Source organism: Roseofilum halophilum BLCC-M91, assembly GCF_030068445.1.
GTDB lineage: Bacteria > Cyanobacteriota > Cyanobacteriia > Cyanobacteriales > Desertifilaceae > Roseofilum > Roseofilum halophilum.
In genome coordinates this window covers 1-16,562 of sequence record NZ_JAQPOK010000168.1, presented here as the reverse complement: position 1 = coordinate 16,562, position 16,562 = coordinate 1, and the positions used below count along the sequence as shown (strand labels likewise).

The window sequence follows — 16,562 nt, the reverse complement described above, 5'->3', positions numbered from 1 at the left end:
CATTATCATTAAAGAGTGACCGGTTGCTATGTGCTGGTCTCAATTACCCACAAGTTCCCCAGTTAAGAGTATGAGCCGACGGAAAAAGCCAAAAATGCTCGTCGTAGATGACGAACCGGATAATTTGGACTTGCTTTACCGAACCTTTCGGCGCGAATTTCAGGTCTCGAAAGCCGAAAGTGGAGCTGAAGCACTCAAGGTGTTGTCCGCAGAAGGGGAAGTGGCGGTCATTATCTCTGACCAACGAATGCCCCAAATGAAGGGTACAGAGTTCCTGAGCCAGACGGTAGAACAGTATCCGAATACCATGAGGATCATTCTGACTGGGTTTACGGATGTGGAAGACCTGGTAGAAGCGATTAATTCTGGCCAAGTCTATAAATATATTACGAAACCTTGGGACCCCACAGAATTAAAGGGAGTGGTAGATCGGGCCGCTCAAACCTATGATTTGCTCAAACAGCGCACGGAAGAGTTAGAAGCTTGTCAGGCTCAAACCCTGCTGCTCTCGACCTTAGTGAAGTTAACCCAAGAACCTCAAGAACTAGAGACGGCTCTAGGGGCGATCGCCGAAGTGTTTGCCCAAGCCTTTGAAACCCAAGGCTGTATCCTACAAATAGCCAAAGATGGGGCCCTTAGCTCCTCTATGGGTCGTTATAGCAGCACCGACGACTTAATCGACTTGAGTACGGATACCTCAACTCAAGAAGCCCTATCCTCGGCTGCCCCCCAACACTCAAAACTGGCGGATGGCCCTATCCAGGAACATCTGGCTATTCCTATCCACTATCAACAAAAACTCTTAGCACTGCTTTCCCTACAATGGACAGAAGCCTATAACCTGAGCGAAGAAGAGCAAACCTCCATTCATACCTCTGCCCAACTGGTGGGTTTGCTTATTGCGGCCATGGGTTAGGGAGATAGGGAGATGGGGGGATGGGGGGACACGGGGACGCGGAGAATGGGGGAAAGAAACCTAACCTATTACCTATTGCCTTTTGCCTTTCAATGACTCAAACTCAGGTTCAAGATATTTTTAATCGCATCGCTCCAGTTTACGATCGCCTGAACGACTGGTTTAGTTTAGGACAACACCGGATCTGGAAACAGATGACCGTTCAGTGGAGTGGGGCAAAACCCGGCTCAGTGGCGATCGATCTGTGCTGTGGAAGTGGGGATCTGACCCGGTTATTAGCTCGCCAAGTGGGGCCCACGGGCCAAGTGTATGGGGTAGACTTTTCTGAGAATTTATTGGCGATCGCCAAACAGCACTATACCTGGACACCCATCCACTGGCTCGAAGCCAATGTCCTCCATCTCCCCTTCCCCGACAACACCTTCCACGCTGCCACCATGGGTTATGGACTCCGCAACGTCTCCAGCATCCCCCAAGCACTCCAAGAACTCCATCGCATCCTCCAACCCGGCGCAACCGCCGCCATCCTCGACTTCCATCGCCCCAGCCAACCCCTACTCCAGCAGTTTCAAAACTGGTATCTCAATCAAATCGTCGTTCCCTACGCCCAACAACAAGGACTCACCGAAGAATACGCCTACATTCTGCCCAGTCTCCAGCGCTTTCCCCTCGGCCCCCAACAAGTCACCCTCGCCTACCAAGCAGGATTTACCCACGCCGTTCATTATCCGATCGCAAGCGGTATGATGGGAGTATTGGTGACGACCAAATCTGTTGATTCCTAGTCCTAGCCTTGCGTTTTTTAGATCTTTGGATATACATTACTCCCCCCATTGCCGGTGGCGTTATTGGCTATTTCACCAATGATTTAGCCATCAAAATGCTCTTTCGCCCCTATCGAGCCATTTATATTGGTAAAAAGAAACTCCCCTTCACTCCCGGCTTAATTCCCAGCAACCAAGGACGGTTAGCCCAGAGAGTTGCCGATACCATTATGGGGTCATTGCTCACCCCCACCGAACTGCAAAACTTAGCCCGTCGCTTACTCCAAACCGACCGCACCCAAGCCGCTATCCTCTGGTTACTCCAATTAGCCTTAAAGCAGCTCCAGGCAGACAAAGAACAAAAAACCATTAAAATTTTAGCCGGTATCCTCAAAGACTTACTCGGTCAGTCCCTACCGCGCTTAATTCGGGTGTTGGCTCGGCGAGAAGATTTCCTCGAAGACCAGATTAACCATATCTTCGATCAAATCCTCTTAGATTTTAGCCTAACCGAAGTTCAGGCGCGATCGCTCTCCGAATGGCTCTTTCATGTCGTCTGTCCCCCCAATACCATTCGCCAAGCCATCATCGACTTTCTCACCGACTACAACATTCAAATCATTGACGAAGGCTTTCGGGAAAAAACCAGTGGCACATACTGGGTCGTCGCCAACCTCCTAGGACTCAAAAACTCATTACATCGTCTCCGCAATTATTGCTTAGACGAACGGGAACAAGCCAACCAAAAAATAAAAGAACTCATGGATGCCCTAGCCATCCAGCGCAAAACCCAACAATGGCTACAAAGTCTCTCCCTACAAAATTTACCCGTCCTCACCGTGCGGCAACTGCGGAAAAACATTCGCCAGAGCGTCAGAATCTATTTACAAGAACGGGGCGCAGAATTAATTGAAGGCTTAGGCAACTCCATAAACTGGGAAAACATCGCCACCCTAATTTTCAATCGTCTGCAAAACTCCCCAATTATGCAATCCTCCCTAGAAATTGTCAGCAAAGAACTCGCCCTCGTTTTAGACCGCTACTTAGAAAAAGACCTAGAACTGATTATTTCCCAAGTCATTCCCATTTTAGACATTGACCAAGTAATTATCGATCGCGTCAATGCCACCTCCCCCGCCAACTTAGAAATGGCCATCAATGGAATCGTCCGCAGTGAACTACAAGCCATTGTCAACTTAGGCGGCGTACTCGGCGTAATTGTGGGCTGTTTACAAGTCACCTTCTTATTGTTAAAATAGAAGATTAAAAAACCTTCAAATATCGCTTGGACTATGGTAAACACTAAACAATTTTTTATCTGTGGTTCAGCCCTCAGTGGACAACCCCATCATCAAAACCTGCAAGGCGCAACCTTAATTTGTGCCACTCACACCTTACCCCTCTATCGCCTCCATTCCGTTAACGACCTCCATCCAGGCATTTATGAAGTCCCTGAAGGAGGAATTTCCATTCCCGGAGAAGTCTATGAACTCACCCTTGAGCAATATAATAATCTCATGGCCAATGAACCACCAGGATTATACGAAGGGAACATCAAACTCGAAGATGGTTCAGAAGTTTCCGCCATGCTTTACCCTCAAGAATTGATTGAAACCAATCGCTGGCCAGATATTTCTGAATACGGCGGATGGGCCGCTTATAAACAACGTCTGTTAGATCCAAGTGCCCCCAACCCTTAAATAAGAATACACTCAAGTTTTCCCATTAACTATTACCCATTACCCTTTTGCCTTTTGCCTTTTGCCTATTTTTCATTAATACAGGCCTTTTCCCTGCTATTGACAGATGCCTCCGACTTGTATTATCCTGTAGTACAGTGCAAGTATCTGCCCTAATACTGGACATGAGAGGATCATTCCCATGCCTTATGAACATCTGCAATTTGCCCAAGCCAAACCCGTACTCTCTTGGGCAAACCACCCCCTAGCCCACGACGAAACCCGCATGGCAAAAAACGTAGCCTCCTTGCCCTTTGTCTTCAAGCATGTGGCCTTAATGCCAGATGTTCATTTAGGCAAAGGAGCCTTAATTGGCTCCGTCATTGCCACCAAAGAAGCCATCATCCCCGCCGCCGTAGGTGTCGATATTGGCTGCGGTATGGCAGCCCTAAAAACCCCATTGATGGCCGATCAACTCGATGGCAAACTCAAAAAAATTCGTCAAGACATTGAAGCAGCCATTCCCGTAGGCTTCAATGACAATAAAGACATCGAAAAAACCGTCACCAACTGGCAAGGATGGCAAGACTTTAAGGACTTGCACAAAGGGGTAAAAAACCTAGATGGAAAAGCCCTCAAACAAATGGGAACATTAGGCGGTGGCAACCATTTCATTGAAGTTTGTCTAGATACCGAAAACCAAATTTGGCTCATGCTCCATTCCGGTTCTCGGCATATTGGCAATCGATTGGCTCAAAATCATATTCATACAGCCAAAGACTTAGCCAAATTAGCCCAAACCTCCTTACCAGACCCCGACTTATCCTATTTTGTCGCCGGTACTCCCGAATTTAGAGCCTATTGGCACGATCTACAATGGGCACAAAAGTATGCTCGGTTTAATCGGGATGTCATGATGGCCAGATTAAAGCGAATTATCGAAAAACACCTCACCGGAGGCAAACCAATGAAACCTTTACTAGAGGTGAATTGCCATCATAATTATGCTGAAAAAGAAACCCATTTCGGTGAATCAGTGTATGTCACCCGTAAAGGAGCAGTGCGAGCGCAAGCCAATGATTATGGCATCATTCCCGGTTCCATGGGTGCGAAATCCTACATTGTCAAAGGGAAAGGCCATATAGAAAGTTATTGCTCCTGCTCCCACGGTGCAGGGCGATTAATGTCGAGAAACAAGGCGAAAAAATCCTATACCCTCGATGATTTAATTGCCCAAACCGATGGAGTTGAGTGCCGCAAAGATAAGGGCGTTTTAGATGAAATTCCAGGAGCCTATAAACCCATCGATCGGGTGATGAAGAATCAGTCAGATTTGGTGGAAGTCGTGGCGACTCTTAAGCAAGTCGTTTGCGTCAAAGGCTAAGGGTGTGGACTGTTTCATCTAAAAAGTCTATTTCTGGCAGTTTATTCCTCTGCTGATTTCGCTTCTGCAATCCAGCGCTCGAACTGCTCTTGATTTTCACTCACCCATTCCTCGGCTAACCGGCGCATATCTTCCGACGTATTCTCCCCTTCTTTAATTCGCAAACTTATTGCATTCATATCTTCCAAGGGAATTTGCACCAACTCAAACCAGCGTTTTGCGATTGGATTCTGTTCCAAAAACTCCGGGTTAGACATAATCTGTTGACGGCTTCCCGGCAACCCCAGATTTTTACCATCAAACGTTGTATCTTCTTCCGAAACATTGCTCATATGCTCTGGTAAAGACGTAAAAGGCACTTGTAACCAAATCACATCTTCACCTGGCCTTAAAACAGCGCCCACCCAATGGGGATTATAAGCATAATATAAAATCGGTTCTCCTTCTTCGTAACGAGTAATCGCATCCGCTAACAAAGCCGTATAACTTCCTTGGTCATGTTCCACAGTATCTTGAAGTCCATAAACTTCAATAAAATGATTCGTGGTTGTTTCACAACCCCAACCCGGATTACATCCCGTTAAATTAGCTTTGCCATCTCCATCAAAGTCAAACAACTGGGCAATTTCCGGATCTTGAAGCTGATCTATATGAGTAATTCCATATTCATCGGCTGTTTTTTTATCAATCAGATAGCCTTGGGTTCCCGGTGGAATGAACATCCCCAATCCCCTTAATCTTTCTTCACCCCCAGCATTATTAAAAAAATCTTCATGACCCGGTTGGTAATAGACAACGCTATAATCTAAATCTCCATTGGCAACAGACAGATAAATGCCTGGATACTCCAACTCTTTGACCGTATCAATCTGATAACCGAGCGTTTCTAGACCGATATTAACCACCTGAGTTTGAAAGCTTTCCTCCACCCAGCTACTATGTCCTGAACGAATGGTGACCTCTTCCGGGGGCAAACCCTCACTTCCATCCGTCGATTCGGAGGTGGGTTGACAGGAGGTTAATCCCAGAAACAGAGAAACCAACGCGCTGAAGACGATCAGTCTTTGAGATAATTGGATAGTCATGATCTTGGCAATTTGAGAGTACAATACGGTAATCACTGTATAGTATAATAATTTTGGCAGAGGATTCATCCGTTTCCCCCATAGGGTTTATTCCCCTGCCGCTTTTGCCTCTGCAATCCAGCGATCGAACTGCTCTTGATTTTCCTGCACCCATTCTTCTGCTAAAAGGCTAATTTTTTCAGGACTATTTTCTCCTTCTTTAATCTGCAAACTGATTTCATTCATATCTTCAAGGGAGAATTCCACTAATTCTAGCCAGCGTTTTGCGACAGGATTCGTGGCGGCAAATTCGGGATTCACCACAATTTCTTGTGCCCCTCCTGGAAAGCCGGTATTTTTGCCATTAAAGCTAGTTTCTGCTTCACTCAACCCCTGATTTTTGGGTAACGAAGTAAACGGAACTTCTAACCAAATCGTATCGATATCCGGCCTTAAAATCGCCGATATCCAATGGGGATTATAAGCATAAAATAAAACCGGTTTTCCCTCTTGATAACGAGTGATTTCATCATTAAGCAGAGCTTCATATACTCCTTGCTCTTGTTCAACCTTCTCTTGCAAGCCATAAACTTCTAAATGATGATTGATAATTGATGCACAACCCCAACCGGGATTACATCCAGCTAAATTCGCTTTTCCATCTCCATCCCAGTCAAACAGTCTAGCCAAGCTTTCATCTTGCAATTGTCCGAGATTGGTAATCCCATATTCTTCTGCTGTTTTTTTATCAATTTGATAGCCTCTAGTGGCAATGGGAACCAAAACGCCTAATTTTTGTATTTTTTCATCCCCTCCAGCTCGATCGAACATACTATTATGACTGGCACTATAGTAAATAACGCTGTAATCTAAATTGCCATTAGCCAGAGATAAATAAATTCCTGGATACTCCAATCGTTGCACGGGAGCTATCTGATAACCGAGCTGTTCTAGACCAATATTAACCACCTCAGTTTGAAAAATTTCATCCAGCCAGGTACTATGGGCGGAACGAATGGTTACTTCTTCGGGTGACAAGTTGCTCGCCGATGGTACAGTCAGAGAACAGCCAGTCAATGCCATGATCAGAGATACAACGGTGGGAATCAATGAAGATTTTGACCAAAATTGTAAGTTCATGAATGTTAGATAATAGATCTTTGGTTATTCTACCGCCGCTTTCGCTTCGGCTAACCACCCATCGAACTGCTCTTGATTTTCACTTACCCATTCTTCTGCTAAACGGCGTATATCTTCCGGCGTATTTTCTCCATCTTTAATTCGTAAACTAATTTTATCCATATCCGCCAAGGGAATTTGTACCAACTCAAACCAACGTTTTGCTATAGGATGACTTTCTGCAAACGTTTTATTAATAACAATATTCTGTTTGCTTCCTGGAAATCCCAGATTTTTGCCATTAAATGTAGTCTCTTCTGCGGTTAAATTACTCATTTCTCCTGGGAGAGAGGTAAAAGGAACCTCTAACCAAACGGCTTCTCGATCGGTTTGTAAAACGGCAAATATCCAATGAGGATTGTAGGCATAGAATACAATAGGTTTTCCTTCTTGATAACGAGCAATCATATTAGCCAGAAGAGCGGTGAAATTTCCTCGATCCTGTTCCACTGTATCTTCGAGTTCGTAGGCTTGGATGTGATGATCGATCATCGATTCACAACTCCAACCTATGTTACACCCTGCTAAATTGGCTTTCCCATCTCCATCTGAATCAAAGAGTTGCGCCAGTTCTGGATCTTTCAATTGAGCAATGTTAGTAATAGCATATTGATCGGCTGTTTTCTTGTCAATTCTATATCCTTGGCTGCCTTCAGGAATCACAAGTCCTGAGATCTGTAATTTTTCAGATCCACCCGCATTTTCAAAAAAGTCTTTATGGGCTGGGTTATAGTAGATTACTGTATAATCCAGGTCACTATTGGCTAGGGAAACATAGATGACAGAGTAATCGAGTTCTTTGACGGTATCTATGTTGTAACCCAGTTGTTCGAGTCCCAAATTCACTACTTCTGTTTGAAAACTTTCTTCCACAAAACCACTATGGGCGGCTCGAATAGTTACCGCTTCGAGGGAAGTCGTTTCTCTAGATTCGGGAGAGGTTTGACAACTCATTAGAGTTGTTAATAAACCAACCAGCATCGAAGTTAATAAAAATTTGTTATACTTCATATTCGTTTACTCCCCTGCTATTTTCGCTTCGGCTAACCACCCATCGAACTGCTCTTGATTTTCACCGATCCATTCTTCTGCCAAGCGACGAATATCCTCCGGAGAATTTTCTCCATCTTTAATTCGTAAACTAATTTGATTCATATCTTGCACTGGAATTTGCACCAATTCAAGCCAACGTTTAGCCATAGGATTCCTCTCGACAAATGTTTGACTCGCCACTATATTTTGACCTGTTTTTGAAATTCCCAGATTTTTTCCGTCTACGGTTGTCTCGGCTTCTGTAACTTCCCCTTGACTTTCAGGGAGAGAGGTGAAAGGAACTGTTAACCAAACGGTATCTTGATTAGGTTTTAAAACAGCAAAGATCCAATGAGGATTGTAAGCATAATATAAAATAGAACCGCCTTGTTTGTACCGGGCGATCGTATCAGCAAGTAGGGTTACATACTGTCCTTGATCCTGTTCCACAGTATCTTGAAGTCCATAGGCTTCTATATGATGCTCGACGATCAATTCGCAAGCCCAACCCGGATTACATCCGGTTAAATTTGCTTTTCCATCACCATCAAAATCAAAGAGTTTAGCAATTTCTGGATCTTTGAGTTGCTCTATACTCGAAATCCCGTATTCCTCGGCTGTTTTTTTGTCAATCCGATATCCCGCTTCTCCAAAGGGAACTAAAACACCTAAAAGCTCCATCTTTTCTTCACCACCAGCATTAGCAAATAATCCTTCATGCTGTGGGTTGTAGTAGATGACGCTATAGTCTAGATCGTTGTTGGCAAGAGATAGATAGATGGCTGGGTAATCGACTTCTCTGGGCGGAGCGATTTGATAACCCAGTTGTTCAAGTCCTATACTGACTAATTCATTTTGAAATGTTTCTTCAACCCAGGTACTTTGAGCCGCACGAATCGTTACTTGTTGAGGGGAGGGATCTTCACTAGATTGTTGAGTTGGCTGACAGGAAATTAATCCCATCATTAGAGAAATAAGGGTAGGAAGAAAGATGAATTGGAAGGAAGATGGTGTTTTCATTGAGTGTTAGAGAATAGAGAATGTTTTATTCATGTTGCAAGACAACTTCTTTCACCATTTCTAGGTATTTGGGTAACTGTTTTTGGTTGTCAAATAAGCGATTGACTCGTGCGTAGGCATTCCCCCATAAGTTGATATAGAAAACAAGACTTTCTTCTGATATGCCACATTCATTTAATTCTCCGCAGCTTTTGCCTCTTCAATCCAGCGATCGAACTGCTCTTGATTTTTACTTACCCATTCTTCTGCTAAACGACGAACATCTTCCTGAGAATTTTCACCTTCTTTAATTCTTAAACTCACTTCGTTCATATCTTCAAGAGAGATTTGAACAGATTCTAACCAACGTTTTGCGACTGGATTAGCGTCTGCAAATTCTTTAGTAACTACGATTTCTTGTCCGCCACCTGAAAAACCCATGTTTTTACCATTAAATATGGTATCTTCTTCCGTAATATCTGGATTATCTGGTATTGATGTGAAAGGAACTTCTAACCAAATCACCTCTTCATCGGGTCTTAAAACCGCAGAAATCCAATGAGGGTTATAAGCATAAAACATAATGGGATCGCCCTCTTTATACCGAGTAATAACATCACTCAGTAAGGCCGTATAGTTTCCCTGGTTTTGTTCGACTGTCCCTTCCAGTTCGTATACCTCTATATGATGATTGATAACTGATTCACAAGTCCAACCGGGATTACAACCAGCTAAATCTGCTTTTCCGTCTCTATCCATGTCAAAAAGGTTAGCAATTGTGGGATCTTGAAACTGCTCTAAATTAGTAATTCCGTATTCTTCAGCCGTTTTTTTGTCAATTTGATACCCTCGGTTACCGATGGGAACGAAAGATCCTAATTTTTGTAATACTTCATCGCCTCCGGCTTGGTCAAACAGGGTTTGATGACTGGGGCTATAGTAAATCACAGTGTAGTCTAAATCTCCATTGGCCAGAGAGAGGTAAATTCCTGGATACTCTAGTTCTTGGACCGAATCAATTTGATACCCTAGTTTTTCTAGACCTATATTAACAATTGTGGTTTGAAAACTTTCTTCAATCCAGGTAGTATGGGCTGAACGAATGGTTACTTCTTCGGGTGGTAAATTACTACTCGAATGACTAGATTGTTGAGTGGGCTGACAGGAAATTAATCCCATCATTAGAGAAATAAGGGTAGGAAGAAAGATGAATTGGAAGGAAGATGGTGTTTTCATTGAGTGTTAGAGAATAGAGAATGTTTTATTCATGTTGCAAGACGACTTCTTTCACCATTTCCAGGTGTTTGGGTAATTGTTTCTGGTTGTCAAATAGGCGATGGACTCGTGCATAGGCATTGCCGCGTAGACGGTTGGCGTAGTCGGTTTCGATCGCCTCCACTAAAACGTTGGCTAACGCCTCTGGATCGCCGGGACGCACCAAATACCCTTCGTGGCGATCGCCGATCATCTCCGGTATGCCAAACACATCGGTACTGACGATCTTTAGCTCAAACGCCATCGCTTCTAAAATCACCCTCGGAAAGGACTCCTCAAAACTCGTACAGACAAAGATATCGGTTAAGCCAAAAAAGTCAAATACATAGCGCGTTTCTGGATACATTTTCACATAATCTAATTTTAGCCTATTTTGTACCTGATGCAAATAATCCAGATAGATAATTTCGCGAGTACCGACAATCAAAAACTCTAGATTCTTAAACTTCGATGCGGGATAAATCTTCTCTAACTGCTTAATGGCTTCCAAGAAAATATGTTGTCCCTTACGCTCGCATGTCGTTCCAATCACCGAAATAACGGTTTTTTCTTCAGAAATTCCATATTTTTGCCGTAAATAAGACTTACTATTCCTTTGGCGAAACTCGGCTATTTTTCCTAAATCCATGCCTCCGGGAATGGTGCGAAAACGGCCATGAATATCGAGATCGTGGAAAATTTCCCGTGTCGCATCCGCCACAAAAATTACCCGCGATGCATTCTGAAAACAATGCTCTAATACACCGCGCATCACTTGCGGGGGAGAGTCGCCAAAAAAGTTGCGTAAACTGCGCTCAATTGTACAACTTTCATGGATATGCCAAATACTGGGTAAGCCGAAAAGTTGGGCTAATTCGATTCCCCAAAACCCGACCATGGTATTGGAGATAACGAGATCGAACTCGGTCATGTCTAGGAGTTCTCCGACCTGCTGGAGACGCTGATGGTAGGTTTCTAAACTGTTATCGACTCGTTGCAGATTATCTTCTATCAATTTTACGGGAATCTTTAAGCTCTCATAATCATTGCGTAACGGCCCATCAACCAGGGAAACGACGTTGACTTTACATTCTCCCGACTCGACAAAATGCTTGGCAAAATTATAGGCCATTAAGGGAGCGCCTTCGAGGGCTAAGTTGTGGGTGACGAGCAAGATTTTAATGCCAGAAATGCGACGACTATGGACATAGTGGAGGGGGTTTAAGTCCATGGCCATGGAGTCGATATTAATATTGGGGTTAATGTAGGGGTCTTTCCTGCCCTGATATCGCTCCATGAAATTGAGATGTTCTTTGGGATTGTAATAATCTCCCCGTGAAGCACTGCCTTGGTGAATGAGGGTGGCTTGGGGGGTATAAACGACGCGCTTACCGGTTTCTTGAACGCGCAAACAATAGTCTACGTCGTTGAGTTCTAAGCCTAATTTTTCTTCATCAAATCCGCCCACTTGATGGTAAAGTTCGGTGGAGGTGAGCAAGCAGGCTCCGGTGACGGCGGAAACGTTGCGCGTGGTGTGGGGATAGAAGAGATAACCCAATTCTTCTTGGCGTAAAGCGTGGAATAAATGACCGGCTAATCCGCCATTGGGGCCGATAGAAACTCCGGCATGTTGTAGGGTATTATCGGGATAAAGGAGACGAGCGCCAACGACTCCGACTCCTTCGATGGACATCCAACCGACCATGTCTTCGAGCCAACCGGGGGCGATCGCCGTGATATCATTGTTAAGCTGCAACATCAGGGGTGTTTTCACCTGGGCAGCGCCAATATTCACCAACCGAGAATAGTTGAAGCCTTCCCGTCCGGTTAAACTGGGGTCAGGACGTTGGCTTCTAATCACCTGATAGGTTAATTTGAGGTCTCCCAGGGAGGATAAAGAACCCTCTTCGAGTTGGCTAAAAAACACATCTGTCTTCGCTTCCGTAGACTGATCGTCCACAATAATCACTTGCACATAGCGCGAATCTACGGTCTTCTCTAAACTGGCGATACATTGGGATAAGATTTCGGTGCGATCGCGGGTCGGAATGACAATCGTCACCGGATTTTCGGCTAAAATCGAGCTATCCCATTGCAACTGATGCAAACATAACCCATACTTCGTTGCCAACTCCGGTAAAAAAGGTTTGGCCTTTAAGTTGCGTCGTTCCAGGGTATCCGAAATCGCTCGATAGGCACTATCAAATACATAGGTTTTCTGAGTTCCCTTAGAAGCCGTGCTTTCCGGATGAACGCGCCAATGATAACAAACATGGGGAATATGACGCACCCGGTCAACCGTAGTTTTTTCCCGCACCCGCAGGTAAAGATCGATATCCTGCGCTCCCTCCAAGCCCGGTCGCAACCCTCCCACCTCGTCAATTAAGCGCTTGCGAATGATGGCTAAATGGTGCGTGTAATTGTGGGCGATCGCCATTTCTGGACTCCAAACCCCCTTCATCTGATACCCGTAGCGCTCTCCCGTGGGCGTGATTTTATCCTCATCCGTATAGATCCAATCCACATCAGGGTATTGGTCTACACACTCAGCCACCTGCAAAAGCGCATCCGGAGAGAGCAAGTCATCATGGTCTAAAAGGGCAATATACTCCCCCGTTGCCACCTCTAGGGCCGAATTCGTCGCCTTAACAATATGACCATTTTCCGTCCTAAAGACCACCTTAATCCGAGGGTCTGAGGCTTGCGCTTGGGTCAAAACCTGCTTAACATGGGGTTGGCTAGAGGCATCATCCGCGATGCACAATTCCCAATTGGGGTAAATTTGCGCTTGTACAGAGGCGATCGTTTCTTCTAAAAAGCCCTTCGGTGGATTATAAACCGGAACCACCACACTAATTTTTACCCCGGTTTTCTCCAAGCTTTGCGCCGACTCCTCCATCAACTCCCGCACCCTAGAGGTTAAACGATTATGGTCTAACCAACGCTGATAGGGGTCTTGCTGTTGCCAAGGATGAATAATGGTCGAATAGGCTGAAAATTGCTGAGTTTGGGTTTGGTCAACATAGCGCTTCACAAACCGAATCCAAACCGCAGGAGATAAGGGAATGCCACCGCGCTGTTTATAAGCCAAAATCACCTTAGTCATAAACCCAGAAATCACCTGGGAAATTTTCACCTTTGGGGGACGCTCGTACACATTTTGAATCGTAATGGTACGGGCAAAACAACAGAGCGAATCCCCATTATCCAACTTGGCCATAATCTTAATGGCAATCTCTCCAGAATAATTGGGTTCAATGGGTAAATTCCAGCCAAAGCCACAATTTTCAGCCGAGGGAAAATCAATAAAAGCCTGCCCTACATCGGGACGGGGTTCCCCATAGGTAATGGTTGCTTCTGTATCTGTAGTTTCATCTTGAATCAGGGTCAGGGACTCAATGGCATGTCGCCGATGAAACACCCAACCCGCAATCCGCAATACCCCACTAACATTGCGTTCTATGGGATTTGGACTTTCTAAAAATCCCTGGAGGTCTCCTGTGGGGTTTACCTCTAGGTTCGACGCTCTCTTCAGCAAAGCCTTCAGGGGCAATTTCACCGTTTGTATCAGGGGGTTCAGGGATTTTTTCATGCAAAGACAGTCCACTCCACATCAAGCTGGAACCATTGGCCCCAGAGTCGATTAGCAACACTGTAACAGAATAACCGAAGATTTGATCCCTGAGACGGCGAAGAAACCGGGTTTTGGGGTTGAATGCATCGGGTGGGGGAAAGAAACCGGGTTTCTACCCAAGTTGAGGACACCAATGAGAAGATAAACAAGAAACCCGGTTTCTGGGTTAAGCATGGAGGGATAAATTGTTAATTGTTAATTGTTAATTGTTAATTGTTAATTGTTAATTGATTCATCTACGGTTGATAAAAACGACCCGTAACCCGCTCGTATTCATCTTCTAATAACCACATTTGACTTTCTTCGTAGGTACTACTCGTAAAAATAGTCGGGTTCCATCTAATTTTAGAATATAACCAATGGGTTCGGCAAAAAATAATCCATAACGTTCATAGGGATCGTGTTCGTCATCAGCTCCTGTTTGTTCTCCATGATTGAGAATCTCAGACGCGACTCTTTCCACAGTATCGCGGTCATTAAATAGATAAACAATGCCTTCTTTTTGTAGCTCTCTTTGTGATTTTGCTGTCCCAGGAAGGTGTTTGTCAATCAGGCTAGTTCGACTTTCTAGCTCAACCTCTCGCTCAATACCACTCATGTTGTTCTTGTGAAAATACCAGGATCATTTTACCCTGTTGGAAGAAACCGGTTTGTTGGGTTGAATTGTAGGGGCAGGTTTATCCATATCTCTCGTTTCTCACCGATAACCTTGATGAACCTGCCCCCCAACTGTTATCGGGATAATTGGGATCTGGTGGGTTATTGATGGGGTGGGGGCGGGTTTTGGCAATTGATGGTTTTGTGTCCTAGATTTGGGTTAAACCCGCCCCTACAAAATGGATGGATAATGATCAATCGTGGGGTCAAAGAAACCGGGTTTCTGCCAAAGTTGAGGAGACGAATGAGAAGATAAGCAAGAAACCCGGTTTCTAGGTTGAGCATGGAGGGATAAATTGTTAATTGTTCATTGTTAATTGTTCATTGATTACAGGTTACAATCTACAAGTCTCGACGCGAGAGAAGAGAAACCATTTTCTACAATTAACACATTAGCCCACATCTTCCTACTTAATAACGGAAGGTTACCTTTTATACTTAAGGAAAAAGCTAGGTCTGTGTCGTATATCCATTCTCCATCCTTACGCCAGCAGACGCGATCGGCAAATTTTTCCCAGATTTCTGAATCAAATAACTCCCTTGTGCCGCCCAAACTCTGGTAAATTTCCTTCTGTACCGAAAACCCGAATTGACCCTTGCTATATTTAACCCACAACCGGTCAATCGTTCGTAGGTCAGTACAGGGAAATTTATCAATATAAGGAAGCACCCAACGTATAGATATCGCACTGTTTCTCCCGTTCTCCTAACATCAACTGCTCATAGGGAGCAAACGCTTTATTGCCAAACTCTCTAGAAAACGAACTGGGGGGACAATCTCCCGCAATGCCAAAATCAATTAACACCGCTTCCTGTTGCGGGCGAATCATAATATTCAGGGGCGTAACATCCCAATGCACCAACCCCCGCTTGTGAACCTCAATCAAAGCCTCTCCAATCTGCCGTACATACTGCACGGCCTGGACTTCAGACAATTTTCCCTGTTGATGAACGCCATGATACAGCGTATTCCCAGCAATAAAATCCATCACCAAGCAATCAATCTCAAACCCCGGACACCCCGCATCCGGTTCCCGAAACAAGTCAAACACGCGCACAATATGGGGATGGGGCTTTTCCTGGGCCAAGTTTGCCAAGCGCTTCCCCTCATCCCGAAACCGCTCCACAAACCGGTCATAGTTCGGCTCTTTCCGCAGCCAGGCCCCAATCGCCTTAATCACGCAAAACGAACCCAGGTCACAATGTTTAGCCTTATACGTGATGCCAAACCCACCTCGTCCCAACTCATCGACAATCTCATATCGACCGCCACCAATGTGTTGTCCCCTTGTCCAATACATGATATTCGTCTGCTACGCAATACTTCCTATTATTCCACAAGATTTTGCCCTCTCCCTAAATCCCTCTCCCACGGGAGAGGGACTTTTTCTCCCCTTCTCCTGCGGGAGAAGGGGCTGGGGGATGAGGGCTTTTTTGTAGGAAAGCTATAATCCAGTGGGTTATTAATGGGGTGGGGGCGGGTTCAGGAAATTGATCGGTTTTCTCCTAGTTTTTGGTTAAACCCGCCCCTACAGACCTTTTTTGATTTTGCATTTTTAATTTTTAATTGATTGAGGTGATTGCAGAATGGAAAAAATAGAGCGATATCGTTCCTATATCCAAGAACTGTTAACCGAACATGCTAAACCGTTTAAATCTGAGGGTGAAGCGCAAACCGAACTGGTTTTTGATCTCCAACGAGATCATTATCAAGTCGTCAATACTGGTTGGGAAAACCGCCGACCTCAGTATGGATGTCTCTTACACTTATCGATTAGACAGGATAAAATTTGGATACACCATGACGGGACAGAAATTGGTATTGCCAATGAACTGGTGGAAAAAGGTGTGCCTAAATCTGATACAGCGCTTCGCGCGGTAATGGGTAATGGGTAATGGGTAATGGGAAAACCATTTTTTACGCTAGAGTGCCCATTCTTCAGGCTTTTCATGGGACAACACTCTCAAGGAACATTTCGATTACTGTACCTCATAACATC

15 protein-coding genes are annotated in these 16,562 nt (G+C 44.7%); 6 read left to right on the top strand and 9 right to left on the bottom strand.

Features of this window, described 5'->3' with window-relative positions; genetic code table 11:
- Window positions 1–94: 94 nt before the first annotated feature.
- From PJF56_RS21840 to PJF56_RS21820, 5 genes are all read left to right on the top strand, one after another.
- Window positions 95–916: a response regulator gene (locus tag PJF56_RS21840; protein ID WP_283764840.1), complete on the top strand. Its 822-nt coding sequence runs from the start codon at window positions 95–97 to the stop codon at window positions 914–916.
- A 92-nt stretch (window positions 917–1,008) separates the two neighbouring features.
- Window positions 1,009–1,701, top strand: a complete 693-nt coding sequence (gene ubiE / locus PJF56_RS21835; RefSeq protein WP_283764839.1) for a bifunctional demethylmenaquinone methyltransferase/2-methoxy-6-polyprenyl-1,4-benzoquinol methylase UbiE — start codon at window positions 1,009–1,011, stop codon at window positions 1,699–1,701.
- An 8-nt stretch (window positions 1,702–1,709) separates the two neighbouring features.
- A complete protein-coding gene (locus PJF56_RS21830; RefSeq protein ID WP_283764838.1) occupies window positions 1,710–2,939 on the top strand; it encodes a DUF445 domain-containing protein in 1,230 nt (409 codons plus the stop codon).
- Between the two features lie 33 nt (window positions 2,940–2,972).
- Window positions 2,973–3,380, top strand: coding sequence for an allophanate hydrolase-related protein (locus tag PJF56_RS21825; RefSeq protein ID WP_283764837.1), 408 nt, complete (start codon window positions 2,973–2,975; stop codon window positions 3,378–3,380).
- Window positions 3,381–3,561: 181 nt separating this feature from the next.
- Entirely contained in the window at window positions 3,562–4,743 is a 1,182-nt protein-coding gene (locus tag PJF56_RS21820) for an RtcB family protein (protein ID WP_283764836.1), read from the top strand.
- 41 nt (window positions 4,744–4,784) lie between these two features.
- Here the strand turns inward: PJF56_RS21820 and proX (PJF56_RS21815) are convergent, their stop codons facing one another.
- From proX (PJF56_RS21815) to PJF56_RS21775, 9 genes are all read right to left on the bottom strand, one after another.
- On the bottom strand, window positions 4,785–5,828 hold the full coding sequence (gene proX / locus PJF56_RS21815) for a glycine betaine/L-proline ABC transporter substrate-binding protein ProX (protein WP_283764835.1): 1,044 nt from the start codon (window positions 5,826–5,828) through the stop codon (window positions 4,785–4,787).
- Window positions 5,829–5,915: 87 nt separating this feature from the next.
- The gene (gene proX, locus PJF56_RS21810) at window positions 5,916–6,947 is read right to left on the bottom strand and encodes a glycine betaine/L-proline ABC transporter substrate-binding protein ProX (protein ID WP_283764834.1); all 1,032 of its coding nucleotides are present in this window, start codon (window positions 6,945–6,947) and stop codon (window positions 5,916–5,918) included.
- Window positions 6,948–6,971: 24 nt separating this feature from the next.
- Entirely contained in the window at window positions 6,972–7,967 is a 996-nt protein-coding gene (gene proX / locus PJF56_RS21805; protein ID WP_283764855.1) for a glycine betaine/L-proline ABC transporter substrate-binding protein ProX, read from the bottom strand.
- Between the two features lie 36 nt (window positions 7,968–8,003).
- Window positions 8,004–9,038 (bottom strand): glycine betaine/L-proline ABC transporter substrate-binding protein ProX, encoded by a 1,035-nt coding sequence (gene proX / locus PJF56_RS21800; protein ID WP_283764833.1) that lies wholly within the window; start codon window positions 9,036–9,038, stop codon window positions 8,004–8,006.
- Window positions 9,039–9,212: 174 nt separating this feature from the next.
- Window positions 9,213–10,253, bottom strand: a complete 1,041-nt coding sequence (gene proX, locus PJF56_RS21795) for a glycine betaine/L-proline ABC transporter substrate-binding protein ProX (RefSeq protein ID WP_283764832.1) — start codon at window positions 10,251–10,253, stop codon at window positions 9,213–9,215.
- Between the two features lie 25 nt (window positions 10,254–10,278).
- Window positions 10,279–13,863 carry a glycosyltransferase gene (locus PJF56_RS21790; protein WP_283764831.1) on the bottom strand — a complete coding sequence of 1,195 codons (3,585 nt, stop codon included), beginning with the start codon at window positions 13,861–13,863 and terminating at the stop codon, window positions 10,279–10,281.
- Between the two features lie 322 nt (window positions 13,864–14,185).
- A complete protein-coding gene (locus tag PJF56_RS21785; protein ID WP_283764830.1) occupies window positions 14,186–14,503 on the bottom strand; it encodes a DUF6972 family protein in 318 nt (105 codons plus the stop codon).
- Window positions 14,504–14,890: 387 nt separating this feature from the next.
- On the bottom strand, window positions 14,891–15,232 hold the full coding sequence (locus tag PJF56_RS21780) for a GUN4 domain-containing protein (protein WP_283764829.1): 342 nt from the start codon (window positions 15,230–15,232) through the stop codon (window positions 14,891–14,893).
- The gene (locus PJF56_RS21775) at window positions 15,216–15,863 is read right to left on the bottom strand and encodes a serine/threonine protein kinase (protein ID WP_283764828.1); all 648 of its coding nucleotides are present in this window, start codon (window positions 15,861–15,863) and stop codon (window positions 15,216–15,218) included. The genes PJF56_RS21780 and PJF56_RS21775 overlap by 17 nt, the downstream gene beginning before the upstream one ends.
- A gap of 286 nt (window positions 15,864–16,149) precedes the next feature.
- Here PJF56_RS21775 and PJF56_RS21770 point away from each other — a divergent pair, with 286 nt between their 5' ends.
- Window positions 16,150–16,458 (top strand): XisI protein, encoded by a 309-nt coding sequence (locus PJF56_RS21770; RefSeq protein WP_283764827.1) that lies wholly within the window; start codon window positions 16,150–16,152, stop codon window positions 16,456–16,458.
- The last annotated feature ends 104 nt before the right edge of the window (window positions 16,459–16,562 follow it).